Source organism: Pseudomonas sp. MF08875, from assembly GCF_059862525.1.
Map to the genome: position 1 here is coordinate 90,930 of NZ_JCBCUW010000006.1, position 15,671 is coordinate 106,600.

13 protein-coding genes are annotated in these 15,671 nt (G+C 65.7%); all 13 read left to right on the plus strand.

Annotation, left to right across the window (positions count from 1 at the left end; genetic code table 11):
• Nucleotides 1–411 precede the first annotated feature (411 nt).
• The 13 genes from AC19YT_RS05185 to AC19YT_RS05245 are packed head-to-tail and all read left to right on the plus strand — an operon-like array spanning nucleotide 412 to nucleotide 15,649.
• Nucleotides 412–1,764: a UDP-glucose dehydrogenase family protein gene (locus AC19YT_RS05185; RefSeq protein ID WP_095110739.1), complete on the plus strand. Its 1,353-nt coding sequence runs from the start codon at nucleotides 412–414 to the stop codon at nucleotides 1,762–1,764.
• On the plus strand, nucleotides 1,761–2,843 hold the full coding sequence (locus AC19YT_RS05190) for an NAD-dependent epimerase (RefSeq protein WP_095110740.1): 1,083 nt from the start codon (nucleotides 1,761–1,763) through the stop codon (nucleotides 2,841–2,843). Before AC19YT_RS05185 ends, AC19YT_RS05190 begins: the two co-directional genes overlap by 4 nt.
• Nucleotides 2,840–3,583, plus strand: a complete 744-nt coding sequence (locus AC19YT_RS05195; RefSeq protein ID WP_500597962.1) for a sugar transferase — start codon at nucleotides 2,840–2,842, stop codon at nucleotides 3,581–3,583. The genes AC19YT_RS05190 and AC19YT_RS05195 overlap by 4 nt, the downstream gene beginning before the upstream one ends.
• A 1-nt stretch (nucleotide 3,584) precedes the next feature.
• On the plus strand, nucleotides 3,585–4,232 hold the full coding sequence (locus tag AC19YT_RS05200) for a CpsD/CapB family tyrosine-protein kinase (protein WP_500597961.1): 648 nt from the start codon (nucleotides 3,585–3,587) through the stop codon (nucleotides 4,230–4,232).
• Between the two features lie 21 nt (nucleotides 4,233–4,253).
• Nucleotides 4,254–5,276 carry a polysaccharide biosynthesis/export family protein gene (locus tag AC19YT_RS05205; RefSeq protein WP_500609881.1) on the plus strand — a complete coding sequence of 341 codons (1,023 nt, stop codon included), beginning with the start codon at nucleotides 4,254–4,256 and terminating at the stop codon, nucleotides 5,274–5,276.
• A 16-nt stretch (nucleotides 5,277–5,292) separates the two neighbouring features.
• On the plus strand, nucleotides 5,293–6,873 hold the full coding sequence (locus AC19YT_RS05210; protein ID WP_500609882.1) for a GumC family protein: 1,581 nt from the start codon (nucleotides 5,293–5,295) through the stop codon (nucleotides 6,871–6,873).
• Complete coding sequence (locus AC19YT_RS05215) at nucleotides 6,870–7,958, plus strand: glycosyltransferase family 4 protein (RefSeq protein ID WP_500609883.1); 1,089 nt, start codon at nucleotides 6,870–6,872, stop codon at nucleotides 7,956–7,958. The genes AC19YT_RS05210 and AC19YT_RS05215 overlap by 4 nt, the downstream gene beginning before the upstream one ends.
• Nucleotides 7,955–9,328 carry an O-antigen ligase family protein gene (locus tag AC19YT_RS05220; protein ID WP_500609884.1) on the plus strand — a complete coding sequence of 458 codons (1,374 nt, stop codon included), beginning with the start codon at nucleotides 7,955–7,957 and terminating at the stop codon, nucleotides 9,326–9,328. Before AC19YT_RS05215 ends, AC19YT_RS05220 begins: the two co-directional genes overlap by 4 nt.
• Nucleotides 9,325–10,290: a glycosyltransferase family 2 protein gene (locus AC19YT_RS05225; protein ID WP_095110746.1), complete on the plus strand. Its 966-nt coding sequence runs from the start codon at nucleotides 9,325–9,327 to the stop codon at nucleotides 10,288–10,290. The genes AC19YT_RS05220 and AC19YT_RS05225 overlap by 4 nt, the downstream gene beginning before the upstream one ends.
• Nucleotides 10,283–11,419, plus strand: coding sequence for a glycosyltransferase (locus AC19YT_RS05230; RefSeq protein ID WP_500597954.1), 1,137 nt, complete (start codon nucleotides 10,283–10,285; stop codon nucleotides 11,417–11,419). Before AC19YT_RS05225 ends, AC19YT_RS05230 begins: the two co-directional genes overlap by 8 nt.
• Nucleotides 11,420–11,430: 11 nt before the next feature.
• Nucleotides 11,431–12,432, plus strand: a complete 1,002-nt coding sequence (locus AC19YT_RS05235) for a polysaccharide deacetylase family protein (RefSeq protein ID WP_500609885.1) — start codon at nucleotides 11,431–11,433, stop codon at nucleotides 12,430–12,432.
• Nucleotides 12,429–13,733: a lipopolysaccharide biosynthesis protein gene (locus tag AC19YT_RS05240; protein ID WP_095110749.1), complete on the plus strand. Its 1,305-nt coding sequence runs from the start codon at nucleotides 12,429–12,431 to the stop codon at nucleotides 13,731–13,733. The genes AC19YT_RS05235 and AC19YT_RS05240 overlap by 4 nt, the downstream gene beginning before the upstream one ends.
• Nucleotides 13,730–15,649, plus strand: a complete 1,920-nt coding sequence (locus tag AC19YT_RS05245; RefSeq protein ID WP_500609886.1) for a hypothetical protein — start codon at nucleotides 13,730–13,732, stop codon at nucleotides 15,647–15,649. The genes AC19YT_RS05240 and AC19YT_RS05245 overlap by 4 nt, the downstream gene beginning before the upstream one ends.
• Nucleotides 15,650–15,671 lie beyond the last annotated feature (22 nt).

Sequence of the window (15,671 nt, forward strand, 5' to 3'; positions counted from 1 at the left end):
TATCAAAAAACCGCAGGGCGAAGAGTCAATAATTTGGCGATAGCAATTCGCGTGCCGTTTTTCTGATGAATCGACTCGAAAACTAGCAGCACCTGGGCAAAGAGCAAGTTCATGTTTCATTTTTACAAGCGTCAAAAAACGAACCGTCTCATTTCTGACGCAGACGGCTGCGCAGCCCTTCCAAATCAAGGCCTACAGCCGTTCGTCGTGTAAATCTGGCGAGAGGCTTTCACAGAAAAACGGGCTAAATCCCCGACCGCAAAGCAATTCATGGTCATTGGCAGAGCGTGGGAAAAAGATCGTCCGATAAAAAACATGTCATTTCATTGACACGATTTTTCCAGGCTGATCTATACCAACTCCAAGGTATTAATTCTATTTAGATAAATTGATTATTTAAGAGGCGTGAATATGGACGTCAGCGTATTCGGCACGGGCTACGTGGGCCTGATTCAAGCAGCCGCTTTGGCTGATATCGGCCATCGCGTGCTCTGCGTGGACACCGACGCCCAGAAGATTCGCCAGCTCCAGCAAGCCGTGCCCCCCATCAGCGAACCCGGCCTGTCGCTGATGCTCGAAGACAACATCAAGCACGGCCGCCTGCTGTTCAGCACCCAGGCCAGCGACGCAGTGGCCCATGCCACCCTGGTGTTTATCGCGGTGGGCACCCCGCCCGACGAAGACGGTTCCGCTGACCTGAGGCATGTGCTGGAGGTCACCCGTCAAATCGCCCAGCACATGGCTGCCGACCGTACCCTCATCATCAAATCCACCGTGCCGGTGGGCACCGCCGACCAGGTACTGGCCTGCGCCCGCGCCGAACTGCAACGCCAAGGCAAGCCAGAGCTGTGCGTGCGGGTGGTGTCCAACCCCGAGTTCCTCAAGGAAGGCAGCGCCCTGCTCGACTGCATGCGCCCCGACCGGATCATCATCGGCACCAGCGACCCCATCGCCCAGGCGCAACTGGCCGACCTGTACGCACCGCTGTGCCGCAACCACGAAAAACTGATGGTGATGGACAACCGCAGCGCCGAACTGACCAAGTACGCCGCCAACGCCATGCTGGCCACCCGTATCAGTTTCATGAACGAGTTGGCCAACCTGTCCGAACACTTGGGGGCAGATATCGAGGCGGTGCGCAAAGGCATCGGCTCGGACCCACGCATTGGTTACCACTTCATCTACCCCGGCTGCGGCTTTGGCGGCTCGTGCTTTCCCAAGGACCTGCGTGCCCTGCTGCACACCGCCGACCACAACGGCATGCCGCTGCGCCTGCTGCAAAGCGTGTGCGACGTCAACGACAGCCAGCGCAACATCCTCTTGGGCAAGTTGCGCGCCTACTTTCCCGAAGGCCTGGGCGGTAAATCGATCGCGCTCTGGGGCCTGGCCTTCAAGCCCAACACCGACGACATGCGCGAAGCCCCCAGCCGCTACTTGATGGAAGCCCTGTGGCACGAGGGTGCCACAGTGCGTGCCTTTGACCCCGAGGCCATGGCCGAATGCCGGCGCCTGTACGGCTATCGCGATGACCTGCAACTGTGCGCCACCCGCGACGACACCCTGGAAGACGCCGACGCCCTGGTGATCTGCACGGAATGGAAGAACTTTCGTGTGGTGGACTTCCCCTGGTTGGCCAGCAAGTTGCGCGCGCGGGTGGTGATCGACGGGCGCAACCTTTACAACCCCGAGCACATCGCGGCCGCCGGGCTGCACTATCGCGGCATCGGCCTACGCCACGTGGCCCCGCAAGAGGCCGCGAAGTGAAGGTCCTGGTCACCGGCGCCGCCGGGTTTATCGGCGCCCATTGCGTGTTGCGCCTGTTGCGCGACGGCCATCAGGTGCTGGGCCTGGACAACTTCAACGGCTACTACGACCCGGCGCTCAAGGAAGCGCGGGTGCGCTGGGTGCGCGAGCAGGCCGGGGACTTTGCCCTCGAACGCCTGGATCTGGCCGATGGCGTGGCTATCGACCAGTGGTTCGCCCGCGAGCAACCCGAGGCGGTCATCCACCTCGCCGCCCAGGCCGGGGTGCGCTACTCCCTGGAGAACCCGCGGGCCTATGTGGACAGCAACCTCACCGGGTTCCTCAACATCCTCGAAGGCTGCCGCCAGTACCCGGTGCGGCACCTGATCTACGCCTCGTCCAGTTCGGTGTACGGCGCCAACACGCGCACGCCCTATTCGGTGCACGAGGGCGCCGACCACCCACTGTCGATGTACGCCGCCAGCAAAAAAGCCAATGAGTTGATGGCCCACAGCTACAGCCACCTGTTTGCGATCCCTTGCACCGGCCTGCGCTTTTTTACCGTGTACGGCCCCTGGGGCCGGCCGGACATGTCGCCGATCCAGTTCGCCCGGGCCATCAGCGAGGGCCGCCCGCTGCAACTGTTCAACCACGGCCTGCACCTGCGCGACTTCACCTACATCGACGACATCATCGAAAGCCTGGTACGCCTGCTTGATCGGCCGCCCCAGGGCAACCCGCAATGGGCCGGCGACGCCCCGGACCCGGCCACCAGCCTGGCACCCTGGTGCCTGTACAACATCGGCGGGCAACGCCCGGTGGCGCTCAAGGCTTACGTGGCACTGCTGGAAAAACACCTGGGCCGCCAAGCCCGCGTCGAGTTACTGCCCCTGCAACCGGGGGATGTGCTCGACACTTGCGCCGATGCCGCGCCGCTAGAGCGCGCCAGCGGTTTTCGCCCACGGATCGCGCTGGACGAAGGCCTTGGGCGCTTCGTGGCCTGGTTTCGTGACTACTACCCCTTGCCCGATGTTGAGACACCACAAAACCGTGGAGCTTCGTCAGCGGCAGCGACCCATAAGCCGTGGAGAACCCCATGACAGGCCAACAATCCCATGCCACCACCCAACTGCGCCGCGACAAGCGCCTGGACGCCACCCACCGCATGCGCCTGGACGCCGCCATCCACCGCCAGGGCCGCGGCTGGCTCACCGGCCGCGAGGGCGGGCGGCCCTGGAGCCTGTCGCGCACCAACCGCGTGCTCGCCTGCCTCGGTGCCGTGGCCTTGCTGGTGCTGCTCTCGCCCCTGCTCCTGGCCCTGGCCGCCCTGGTCAAATGGAGCAGCCCGGGGCCGGTGTTTTTCGTGCAACAGCGCACCGGTTATCGCGGGCGGATGTTCGGCATGTACAAGTTGCGCACCATGGTCGCCAACGCCGAAGAGCTCAAGGAATCGCTGCGCTACCTGAACAAGCACGGCAGCGAGGCCATCGACTTCAAGATCGACCGCGACCCGCGCGTGACCCCGATCGGGCGCTGGCTGCGGCGCAGCAGCCTCGATGAACTGCCCAACCTGTTCAATGTGGTCATCGGCGACATGCGCCTGGTGGGCCCGCGCCCCACCTCCTTCAATGCCTACCGCTACCAGGACAACCACTTGGTACGCCTGAGTATTTATCCCGGCATCACTGGCCTATGGCAGATCAGCGGGCGCAGCAACATTGATTTCGACCAACGGGTAGAACTGGACCTGAGCTACATCAGCCAACAGAGCCTGATGCTGGACATGAAGATCCTGTTGAAAACCCCTTTCAAAGTGTTCAGCGGCCAAGGAGCAAGTTGAGATGGACGGTTCAACCAGCAAAAGCCCCACCTTCGCTCAACCCAGCGAAACCAACCTGACCTCGGCCCTGCTCGACCCGGACCTGCGCCTGTTGCTCATCACCGCCGCCAACACCGGCGATGGCACCAGCACCAGCGCCCTGGCCCTGGCCGGCCAACTGGCACAGATGAGCTGTGGCCGCGTACTGCTGCTGGACGCCTGCCAGGATAGCCACAACCTCAGCCAGCAACTGGGCCTGGGCCGCGAGCGCGGTTTTCGCGACTTGCTGTTCGATTCCCAACCACCGCCCCTGGTGCAGGACTGCATTGTCCAAGTGCCTAACCTGCCCTTCGACGTGATGCCCAATGGCCGCTCGCCGCGCGACGCCAGCCACTTGCACAGCGAGCACCTGCGCCCGTTGCTCAAGCAGTTGGGCGGCAAGTACCGCTTTGTGGTGATCGACGGCGGCGCGGTGTACTCGGCGGCCGACGCCCTGGTCATCAGCCCCCTGGTGGACGGCGTGATTCTCGTGGTGCGCGCCGAAGACACCCGCAGCGAAGTGGCCCAGGCCGCCACCCAGCGCCTGGCCCAGGCCGGGGCCAAGCTGATCGGCAGCATTTTCAATGGCCGCAAGTACTACATGCCCAAGTGGCTGTACGACAACCTCTGAGCCGCCACGAAGGATGACGCCATGAACACCCGACTGCTTGTCCTGCTGTTGCTGCCGCTGGCCGGTTGCACCAGCCATACCGAAACCCGCAGCACCCCGGTGCAGATCCTCACCGCTGCGCCCGCCAACGCCCAGGCCACCGATATCGGGCAAGTGGAACAAACCCTGCGCCCGCAGGACGTGCTGGAAGTGATCTTCCATATCGGCACCAGCGGCTCCAACGCCTACCAAGTGCAGGCCGGCGACCAAGTGGCGCTGACCTTCAACGCCGCCAGCCAGCTCAACGGCAATCGCCTGGTACTGCCCGACGGCACCATCGACCTGCCCGGCGCCAATGCCTCGGCGAAAATCGCTGGGCTGACCAGCGAGCAGGCGCGCGAGGAGATCCAGCGCATCTACACACAAAAGAGCCTGTTCAAGCCCAACCGCAACCAGTTGTCGGTGCAGGTCACCAGCCCGATGACCAACGAACAGAACCTCAAGAACACCCTTAACCACCCGGCCACCGGCATGAGCCGCGACATCACCGTGGGCACCGACGGCTACGCCAGTTTCCCCGAGATCGGTGCCCTGCCCCTGCAAGGCATGACCCTCAACCAATTGCGCGATGTGCTCAACCAGCGCTACGCCCAGTTGCCGGGGCGCATGACGGTGGATGTGCTGCTCAAGTCCACGGCGGGCAACGAGGTGTATGTGCTGGGTGAAGTGGGCATGCCCGGGGCGTACCCGATCCGCCGGCCGGTGTCGATCCTCGAAGCCCTGTCCCTGGCCCGCGGCCCCAGCATCAAGGCGCAACTGGGCTCGGTGGTGGTGATGCGGCGCAAGGGCAACCAGGTCGAGGCCTACCACTACGACGTGGCCAAGGCCCTGGAAGGCGATGCCACGCAAATGGCCTACCTGCAACCGGACGACATGCTGTTCGTGCCCAAGACCGGGTTGGCCAGCGCCGGCGAAATCGCCCGGCAACTGGCCGACGTGGTGCTGTTCCAGGGCATCGGGTTCAGCGTCGGCTATGACCTGAACGACAACAGCAATGACAACTAAAACGCAGGTGCCCGCCATGAATCCCCAGGAAAACTACCTGCACGAGTTCTTCAGGATCCTGTTCGCCAACCGGCAACTGGTCAAACGGGTGTTCCTGCTGTTCGCCGTGATCGCCCTGCTGCTGCCGCTGTTGCTCAAGCAGAGCTTCGACATCACCGCCCAAGTCATCGTGCAGTCGAAAAAACTCTCGCAAAGCGACACCGCGACCCTGCTGGCCCAGGACACCGACAAGTTCGTGCAACCGTCGCTGTCGGACATGGAGACCGAGAGCAACATCCTGCGTTCGCCCACCCTGATCCGCCAGACCATCAGCCAGTTGCGCGAACGCGGCGAATACACGCCGCCCAAGGGCCTGCTCAGCCGCTGGGTGATGCGCCCGCTACGCGAACAGGTGCTCACACCCTTGCGCGAGCACCTGGTCAACCCAGCGCGCCAGGCCTTGGGCATGGAGGTGGACCCGCCGCGCGATAACACCCTGGACATACTGGTGGAGAACGCCCTGCATAACCTCAAGGTGGAAACCCTGCCCGGCTCCAACGTGATCTCCATCACCTACCGCTTTGCCGACCCGACCCAGGGCACCCTGTTCGTCGCCCAATTGCTGGATAACTACCTGCAAAACCGCCAGGACCTGCAATCCAATGACCTGCCGCAGACCTTTTACGAGCAGAAGAAAAGCCAATACCGCGCGCGCCTCGATGGCCTGGAAGGCAATCGCCTGGGCCTGCTCGAAGGCATCGGCGCCTCCGACCCCAAGGAGGAAATCACCTTTCGCCTCAACGCCATCAACGTCGAGGAACAGGCCCTGAACCAGGCCCGCGACCGTTTGCTGCAAGGCCAGCAGTGGCTCGATTACCTCAAGGCCAGCCTGGCGGCGGCCAGCAGCCGCGACTTCACCTTCCCCTACACCTTCACCACCACCGTGGACAACCTCACCTATCAGGACCGCGAAATCGGCCAGATGGTCGAGCAACTGACCACCCTGGTGGCGCGCTACAACAGTGACCTGGCGATCTTCCAGCCCGGCAGCGAGCCGATGCTGTTGATCCGCGAGCAGATCAGCCGCGCGCGCCAGCAGTTCCTCAAAGTGGTCAACAACCGCATCCAGGAACGCAGCAGCGACCTGGACATCGTCCGCTCGGTGGTGGCGCAGAAAACCCAGCGCATCGCCGACTTCAAGGCGCGCATCCACCAACTGCAAGAAACCCTGAGCAAGCTGCGCCAGATGGACACCGAGATCGACGCCTTGCACGCGGCGTTCTTCACCTATACCCAGCGCTATGAGGAAAGCACCCAACGGCCCCAGGACAACGGCCTGTCCAACGCCCGTGTACTGAGCCCGCCCTACGAGCCCACCGAAGCGGCGTTCCCCAAGCCCATGCTGATTATTCCGTTCGGCCTGCTCACCGGCCTGCTGCTGGCGATCACCCTGGTGTACCTGCGTGAGTTCTTCGACCACCGCTTCAAACACCCGGCGCAGATCACCCGGCAACTGGACCTGCCGGTGCTGCTGGTCATCAACGACCAGCAGCACGAGCAACCCAACCCGCACCCCAACTGGTCGATGCCGCGCCTGATGCACTGGGTGCGCAATTGAACAGCGCCGTCGAGGCTGCACTGCCGATCATCCACCTGCTGGGCAGCGGTGGTTTCTACGGCGCCGAGCGGATGCTGCTGGACCACTGCCTGGCGACGGCGGGCCGGCATCAGGTGCTGTTCCTCGGCGCGCCGGCGCCGCTGGTAGCGCGTTTTCGCGCCGCCGGGGTGCAGTGCCATGACTGCCCCGACCTGAGCACGCTGCTGCGCAGCCTGCATCGGCAAAGGGCCCAGCGGCCGTTGCTCAATGCTCACAATTTCAAGGGCCTGGTGTTCGGCTGGCTGGCGGCCTTGCTGTGGCGCCTGCCGTTGGTCATCACCCAACACGGCTTTACCCCGCGCAGCCGCAAGCAGCGCCTGTACACCTGGCTGAGCCTGCAACTGTGCCGCACCCGTGTGGTGGACCGGGTGGTGTGCGTGGCCGAGAGCATCGCCGTGCTGCACCGCCAGGCGCAGGTACGCGCGGACAAACTGCACGTCATCCCCAACGGCTTGCCGGCCGCGCTGGCCGCGCTGCCCAGCAGCCCGGGCGAGCACCCCTGGCTGGCTGGTTTTGTCGGGCGCCTGAGCCAGGAAAAAGGCCCCGACCTGTTCCTCGATGCCTTGATCCCGCTGTGCCGGCAACACCCCACGCTGAATGCGGTGATGCTCGGTGACGGCCCCGAACGCGAGGCCTTGCAGGCGCGTATCGACGCTGCCGGGTTGGCGGGGCGCATCCACCTGCCCGGTTACCAACACGACATGCAGCCCTGGTGGGCGAAACTCAATGCGCTGGTCATCAGTTCGCGCACCGAAGGCACGCCGATGATCCTGCTCGAAGCCATGCAGGCCGGCGTGCCGGTGGTGGCCTTCGCCGTGGGCGGGATTGGCGACGTGATCGTCGATGGCCACAACGGCTTGCTCGCCCCGGCCCTGGACAGCCCCGCGCTGGCACGCCAGCTCACCTGCCTGCTGGAGCAGCCGCAACGCGCCGGGCAATTACGCGACAACGCCCGCCACACCCAGCGCGAGCGCTACGACCTGGCCGCACTGGCCGGGCGTTGGGGGCAGTTGTACCTGAACACCGCAAGGGGCGCACGGCCATGATCGTGCCACTGTCGCTGGTCGCCCTGGTGGCGCTGTTGGCCCTGGCCTTATTGGCCAGCCCTTTTCCGTACCTGGCACCCGGCGCCGTGCTGGGGTTGCTGGGCGTGGTGCTGCTGTATCGGCGCCCGGCCTGGGGCTTGCTGGCGTTGGTGGCGGTGCTGCCGTTCGAGGGGTTGTTCCGCGACAGCAGTTTTTCCGCGGCCAAGTTCCTCGGGCTGTCGCTGATGCTGGTGCTGGCGCTGCAACTGGCCCTGCGGCAAATCCCCGCCAGCCACTTGCGCAGCAACCTGTGGCCGCTGCTGCTGGGCTTCAGCGCCCTGTACCTGCTGAGCCTGTGGGCCTCCGATGACCGCCAGGCATCCCTGGCCGACCTGCGCAACCTGCTGGTGGGCCCGGTGGTGTTCGTCATCACCCTGGTGCTGGGCCGCGGGCTGAACCTGGGGCTGTTCTGCCGCTTGACGGTACTGGGCATCGCCCTGACCTGCGCCATGGCCCTGCTCTCCAGCCACTTTCAAGACGAGGGCCGCGCCGCCGGCCTGCTCGACGACCCCAACCTGATGGCGATGATTGTCGCCTTTGCCGTGCCCCTGGCCCTGTTGCTGGCGATTCACAGCCCCAGTGCCGGGCAACGGCTGCTCTGGCTGGGCTGCACCGGGCTGTTGCTGGCGGGCATGACCGCCACGCAATCGCGCTCGGGGCTGCTGGTGCTGCTGCTCAGCCTGGGCCTTGGGGTGTGGCATTACCGCTCGCACCTGCCCGGCATTCGCCCACGGCACTTGGGGTTCGCCATGCTGGCCCTGGCCATTGCCGTGCCCCTGGCGGCCTACACCGTGCCGGCGTCCTACTTTGCCCGTATGCAGTCGTTGGCTGCGCTGGGGGGCAACGTCAGCACCCAGGCCGACGAATCCCTGGGCCGGCGCGCCTCATACGTGTTGGTGGGGGGGCAATTGATCCTGGAGCACCCGTTGCTCGGCGCCGGCCCCGGCACCTTCCCCCAGCATTACGCCAACAGCGGTTACGCCAAGCTGTTCATTGCCTCGCACCGCAAACCCGGCGACCTGCTGCGCGAAGCCCATAACACCTACCTGGGGCTGCTGGCCGAAACCGGCATCCCGGCGGCGCTGCTGTTTATCGCCATGATTGCCCTGGGCCTATGGAATTTCCTGCGCGCGCGCGCCCTGTGCCTGCGCCGGGGCGCCCACGAGCAGGCCGACCTGCTCACTCACCTGGGCATCAGCCTGTTGGTGCTGGCCCTGTTTTTGTTGTTCCTCAGCGTGCCCAACCTCAAGTACCTGTGGATCATGCTGGCGCTGTCCGCCGTGCTGCGCCAACAGGTGGAACAGGCCACACGCCAGGAGGCGCGGCCATGACCGGGATCAGCATCGTCATACCCATGTACAACGAAGCGCGGCACATTGGCCGCACCTTGCAGGCCGCACGCCTGGCGGCACGGGCGGCTGGCCTTGAGTGCGAGCTACTGGTGATGGATAACGGCTCCCAGGACCAGGGCCCGCAGATCGCCCGCGACTGCGGTGCCCGCGTGTGGTCGCTGCCGGGCCTGGCCATCGGCGCCCTGCGCAATGCCGGCGCGGCCCAGGCGCAGGGGCAATGGCTGGCGTTTATCGACGCTGATATCGAAATGCCCCCCGACAGCTTGGCACTGCTCACCGGCCTTGAGGCCAGTGGCCAGGCCGATGTGCTGGCGCTTGATTGCGACACCCCGGCCCAGGCGCCGTGGTTCGCCTGTGCCTGGCAGCGGCGTACCCTGCGCCCGGCCCATCGCCCGCGGCCACCGGCGCCGTGGCTGCCCAGCGCCAACCTGCTGATGCGCCGCCACTGGTTCGAGCAGGTCGGCGGCTTCGACGAACACCTGCGCACCGGCGAAGACAAGGACCTGACCCAGCGCCTCAGCCGCGCCGGCGCACGCCTGCTGGCAGTCAACGACAGCCTGGCGCTGCACTGGGGCTATGAAGTCAATTGGCGCGAATGGATGGGCAAGGAGCTGTGGCGCCAGGGCAGCCATGTGCAACTGCTGCGCAGCCGTTTCAACTGGCGCCTGCTGCGCTTGCCCCTGCTCTCGCTGGGTGTGTGGGCCCTCGATGCCCTGGCCCTGGCGGCGCTGTTCGCCGGCCAGACGCGCCAGGCCTTGTTCCTTTTGCTGCTGACCAGCCTGCCGGCGCTGGCCCTGAGCCTGCGCCAAAGCCTCAGTCACCGCGACCCCTGGCTGAGCCTGCAACTGTGGGGCCTGCACTGGGTACGCCTGCACTTGGCGGGCGCCGCGTTCGTGCTCAGCCTGTGTCATTGGAAAGCAAGGAGACCTGCCCGTGGCTGAAGTGATTTTCTGGTTGTGCCTGCTGTTGCCGTTCTATGCCTACGTCGGCTACCCGCTGCTGCTGACCTTGTTGGCGCCGCTGTTCAAAGCACGCCGGGTCGAGGCCGCCCGGCCGATGACGGTGAGCGTCATCATTGCCGCCCACAACGAGGCGCGGCATATCGAAGACAAGCTGCGCATGCTGCTGGTGCAGGATTACACCCCCCTGGGTCTGCAAATCATCCTGGCCAGCGACGGCTCCAGCGATGACACCGTGGCCCGTGCCCAAGCCGTGGTCGACCCACGCATTGAAGTGCTCGACCTGCCACGCCGGGGCAAGACCGCCACCCTCAATACCGCCGTGGGTCACGCCACGGGAGAGATACTGGTATTCACCGACGCGGACAATCAGTGGGCCAGCGACACCCTGGGCCACTTGCTCGCACCGCTCAACGATCCCCAGGTTGGGGCGTGCGCCGGGCACATGAGTATTCCGGTGCCGGGCAACGGCCTTAGCCTGGGCGACAGCCTCTACCGTCATTACGAGGGCTGGCTGCGGCGCATGGAAAACCGTACCGGGTGCATGGTGTCTGCCGACGGCGCGCTGCTGGCCCTGCGGCGCGAGTTGCTGCAATGGATCCCCGCCGAAGTCAACGATGACTTCTTTCTCAGTACCTGCGCGGCCGTGGGCGGCAAAACCATCGTCTACGTCGAATCGGCGCGGGTCACCGACCAGGGCGTGGATCAAGCCAACAGACAGTTTCGCCGCCGCCAACGGGTGACCGTAGGCGGCCTGCAAAGCCTGGCCCAGCGCAGCGAACTGCTCAACCCGCTGCGCCACGGCCTCTACGCCGTGGCCCTGATTAGCCACAAACTGCTGCGCCGCCTGGCCCCGGTGCTGCTGGTGCCGCTGCTGCTGAGCAACCTGTGGCTGTGGGGCGAGCATGGCTTCTACAACCTGGCCTTGATCGCCCAGGTGCTCGGCTATGGCGTGGCCATCGCCGGGTTGCTGGACGTGCGCCATCGCCTGCCCAAGCCGTTTCGCCTCGCTGCCTTCGTGGTGGTGACCCTGGCCGGGATGAGCGCGGGCCTGTGGCAGTTCCTGCGGGGCCATCGTTACCCCCAGTGGACCCCCGACGAAAACCGCTGAGGACGGCGCCCATGGCTATCAAACAACTCGTCAAGCGCAGCGCCGGCTGGCTCTACCTCAACACGCCCCGGCCAGCGGCGCCCTTGCGCGGCGCCGGGGTGATCCTGATGCTGCACCGGGTGCTGGCCGACGACACCAGTGCCCGGCTCGCCCATCGCACTGAGCTGTGCATCGGCCCTCAGGCGTTCGAGCATTTGTTGCGTTGGCTCAAGCGCCATTTCGACTGTGTACCGCTGATGGACTTACTCACCGCCCCCGTGCGCGCCGCGCGGCCACGGGTGGCCTTGACCTTCGACGATGGCTGGCGCGACAACGCCGTCAACGCCTTCCCCTTGCTGCAACACCATCAGGTACCGGCAAGCATTTTCCTCTCCACCGACTTCATCGGCAGCCGCCAGTGCTTCTGGTGGGAAAGCGTCGGCGAAACCCTGTGGGGCAGCTTCGGCGCCCAGGCCCGGCAGAACCTGATCGAGCACCTCTACGGCATCGGCCGCCCGGTGCCCGCCGCCCTGCTCGACAGCGCCACCGAGCCACAACGCAGCCAGGCCCTGGCCCAGTACCTGCAAAGCCTCAAGGCCATGTCCGCGCAAGGCTTGAGCCAATTGGCCGAGGCCTGCCCCGCCCAGGGCACGCCCCAGGCACTGGACTGGCAACAGGTGCGCCAGCTGGAAGATTCCGGGCTGGTGCGTTTCGGCCCCCATGGCGCCAGCCACGCCATCCTCACCGGTCTGGACGATGAGCAATTGGAGCATGAGTTGCGCCGCAGCCACGAAGCCCTGCTGCGCGGCTGCCGCCAGCCGCTGCCGGTGTATTGCTACCCCAATGGCAACCACGACACACGGGTACGCGAACGCGTGGCCGCACACCGTTACCCCTATGCCCTGGGCACCCGCCCAGGCGTCTGGCGCGGCGCCCACGACCCACTGGCACTGCCGCGCATCGGCGTCAGCCAGCACACCGCCCACCACCCGTCGCTGCTGGCCTGGCGCATGTATCAAGGGGCCCGACCATGACCCGCAGCCCCTACCTGCGGCACCTGGCCATGAGCATGGGCACCCGCGTGGCGATGATCGTCCTGCGCTTGCTGCGTAACGTGCTCCTGGCGCGCATCCTGGGCCCCAGTGAGCGGGGCCTGTTCGCCCTGCTCAGTGCCCTGCCCGAACTTATCAGCGCGGTCACCAGCGGCGGGCTCAACTCGGCCATCGCCTACCAGGCCGCCCAGCAACGGGCCATGGGTTTGCTGCTCAGCCAGGTATTGGTGTTCGGCTGCCTGCTCGGTGGGCTGGCGACCTGGCTGGGGGTGTGGCTGCTGCGCGAGTTCGGCGCCAGCCTTGAGATCACCCGGCAACTGGGCCTGCTGGCCTGGTTGCTGCTGCTGGCGGTGCCGTTGGCGGTGCTCAAGAACGGCCTGCTCAACCTGCACAATGCCTCCGGCGGGGTGGAAGGCTACAACGGCTTGCGCCTGATCGAGTCCGCCGCGCCGCTGCTGCTGTTCCTGGCGTTGTTCTGGATGTGGCAAACCGCAGCCCTGGAAGCGGCGCTGATAACCTGGCTGGCGGGGCTGGGGCTGGTGGTAGCGGTGGGCTGCTGGTGGCTTTCGCACAACCACGAACTGGCCCTGAGGTGGGACCGCCAGGGGCAAAACGAACTGCTGCACTACAGCGCCAAGAGCCACCCCGAAACCCTGTTCAGGCAGGTCATCTCGCGGGCCGATTACCTGTTCATCAGCACCCTGTTGGGCAGCACCGCCCTGGGTTTCTATGCCATGGCCAGCGCTGCCGCCGACCTGCTGACCATCGTCACCGAGGCCGTCACCACGCCGCTGATGAAACGCCTGTTGCAACAGGGCGAAGGCATCGAGAGCCTGACCGCCATGGCCCTGCGCCTAACCAGCACCGTGATGATCTGCGCCTGTGCCGGCATGGCGCTGCTGGGCGAATGGCTGATCGTCACCTTGTTCGGCGCCGAATACCGCCCCGCCTACCCGGCGCTGTTGGCCCTGCTGCCGGGCAGCCTGGGGCTGTGTTTCGTCAGCACCCTGCGCCTGGACCTGTTGGGCAAGAACCGCCCCGGCAGCATCTCCCTGGCCACCGGCCTGGGGGCCCTGCTCAACCTGGTGCTCAACCTGGTTCTGATCCCCCGGTACGGCATCGTTGGCGCCGCCATAGCTTCGTCCGCCACCTACTTGGCGGTGGCCGCCTGCCTGCTGGCGCTGTACTGCCGGCTCAACCGGGTGCCGGTGTGGCAGACGTTGTTCATCCTGCCCGGCGATTTGGTGTCGGTGCGCAACCTGCTGACCCGGAGCCCGGCATGAAAGCCATGGCCCTGCTGCTCGGCCTGCTGCTGTGCCAGGGTGCGGCGGCGCAGGCCCTGAGCTGGGCGGCGATCCGCGATGGCAGCCTGTATCTGCAAACCGGGCAAGGCGACACCCTGGCCGTCAGTTGGACCCCAGCCTGGCAAGCCGATGCCAACCAGGAGCACCTGTACCTGCTGGACGGCCAGGGCCGCCTGCACGCCGAGCGCGTGATCGACGCCGACGAAACCTGCGGCCGCCAGCGCTGGCCCCTGGCCGCCGGCCGCTATCGCCTGGAGATCCCCGGCTACAGCTTCCGCCGCTACCGGGTAGAGCACGATGAACGAACCGCAGCCCTGTACGCACCGGTCAAGGTTCACTTCAACGCCGAACTGCCCGCCGACACCGAGCTGTACTTCAAGGTGGGCGCCGGCGAGCGGGCCTTTCTCGCGGGCAAGTTCCATGGCGGGGTGCGCGCCCTGCAAGCCGAACGCCTCGCCGATGGCCAGCGCCTGGCCCTGGCACTCAAACCCTACCCGCAGCACTGGCATTTCGACCAAGTGGCCCTGCCCGTGGCCACCACCGAGCAGGTCTGGCGCCTGCGCCTGCTGGGCAGCGGCAAGGCGGCGTTCTGGCTCGATGGCACGGCCAACCTGTTCGACCAGCGCCCCGAACACCTGCAACCGCTGCGCGAGGACGACGGCCAAGTGCGCCTCACGCTGTACGCCGACGTGCTGGGCAGCACGCCGCGCCTGGGCAGCGGGTTGCCCTATGAACGCCTGCCGCCCGCCACCCATGAAGCGGTCCAGGCCCTGGGCCTGCGCACCGCCGGCTATTACAGCTTTGTCGATGTGGTAGGCAACCGGCCGCAGTTCGAAGATAAATTCCGCCAGCTCTACCGCGAACGGTTTGCCATCGACCACGACCTCACCCTGATGGCCGCCACCGGGCGCAAATCCGACCTGGTGGCCGACGACACTACCCAGGCTGCGCTCCAGGCCTGGCTGGCGAGCACCGTGGCCATGGCGAAGCCTGGGCTGCACTACATCAGCTTTGCCGACGAACCCAATGCCAGTTACCGCAACTACAGTTCCTTTCAACAGCTGTTCGACAGCCTGGCCTGGCAGGTGCGCCGCTACCCCGGCGCCCACGAAGCCGGCGTGCGCATCGCCATGCCCGCCAGCTCGCGCTTCGTCAACGGCCCGTTCTTGCCAAACGCCCGTGACTACCGGGGCATCGACTGGGCCCGGCGCCTGTTGCAGAACTCGGGGGAAAACGTCGACGCCCTGGCTTGGCACGAATGGATGGTGCGCGACCTGTTGGCCACCCGCACCTACCGCGACGCGGTCCGCCAGGCCGCCCAACTGGTGGGCCTGGACAGCGATGGCCGCCCGCGCAAGGCGCTGCTGCTGGACCAGACCAACATCTCCAGCGGCGGCTCGGTCAGCCCCTATGAACAAGACACCCACTTCGCCTCACTGTGGTGGGCCTCGGTGGTCATCAACGCCAGCCAGGACGGCTTGCTGGACATGCTCAACTGGTTTTTGCTGGCCGATGAAGACGACCACCTCAAGGGTTTGCTGCGCCCGCGCGCCGACGGCAGCTTCGAGCTCAAACCGGTGGGCCTGGCCCAGCAATTCATCAGCCAGCACTGGCTGGGGCAGGTACTGCGCCTGGACAACGACGCCTTTGAAGTCGATGTGCTGGCCATGGCCAGCGCCCAGCAGCGCAGCCTCCTGGGGGTGAACAAAGCCAACCGCCAGCAGCACATCAGCCTGCAAGGTTCCCAGGTTCAGTGCCCGCCCGCCGACAGCCAACTGCTGTACATGGGCGACGACAGCGTCAGCCGCAAGGCGCCCTTCGACTGCCAGGATGGGGTGGTGCGCTTCACCCTGCCCGGCCAAACCCTTTTTGCCCTGACATGGAACGTTATATGACCGCTCACCCCGCACCCCACGC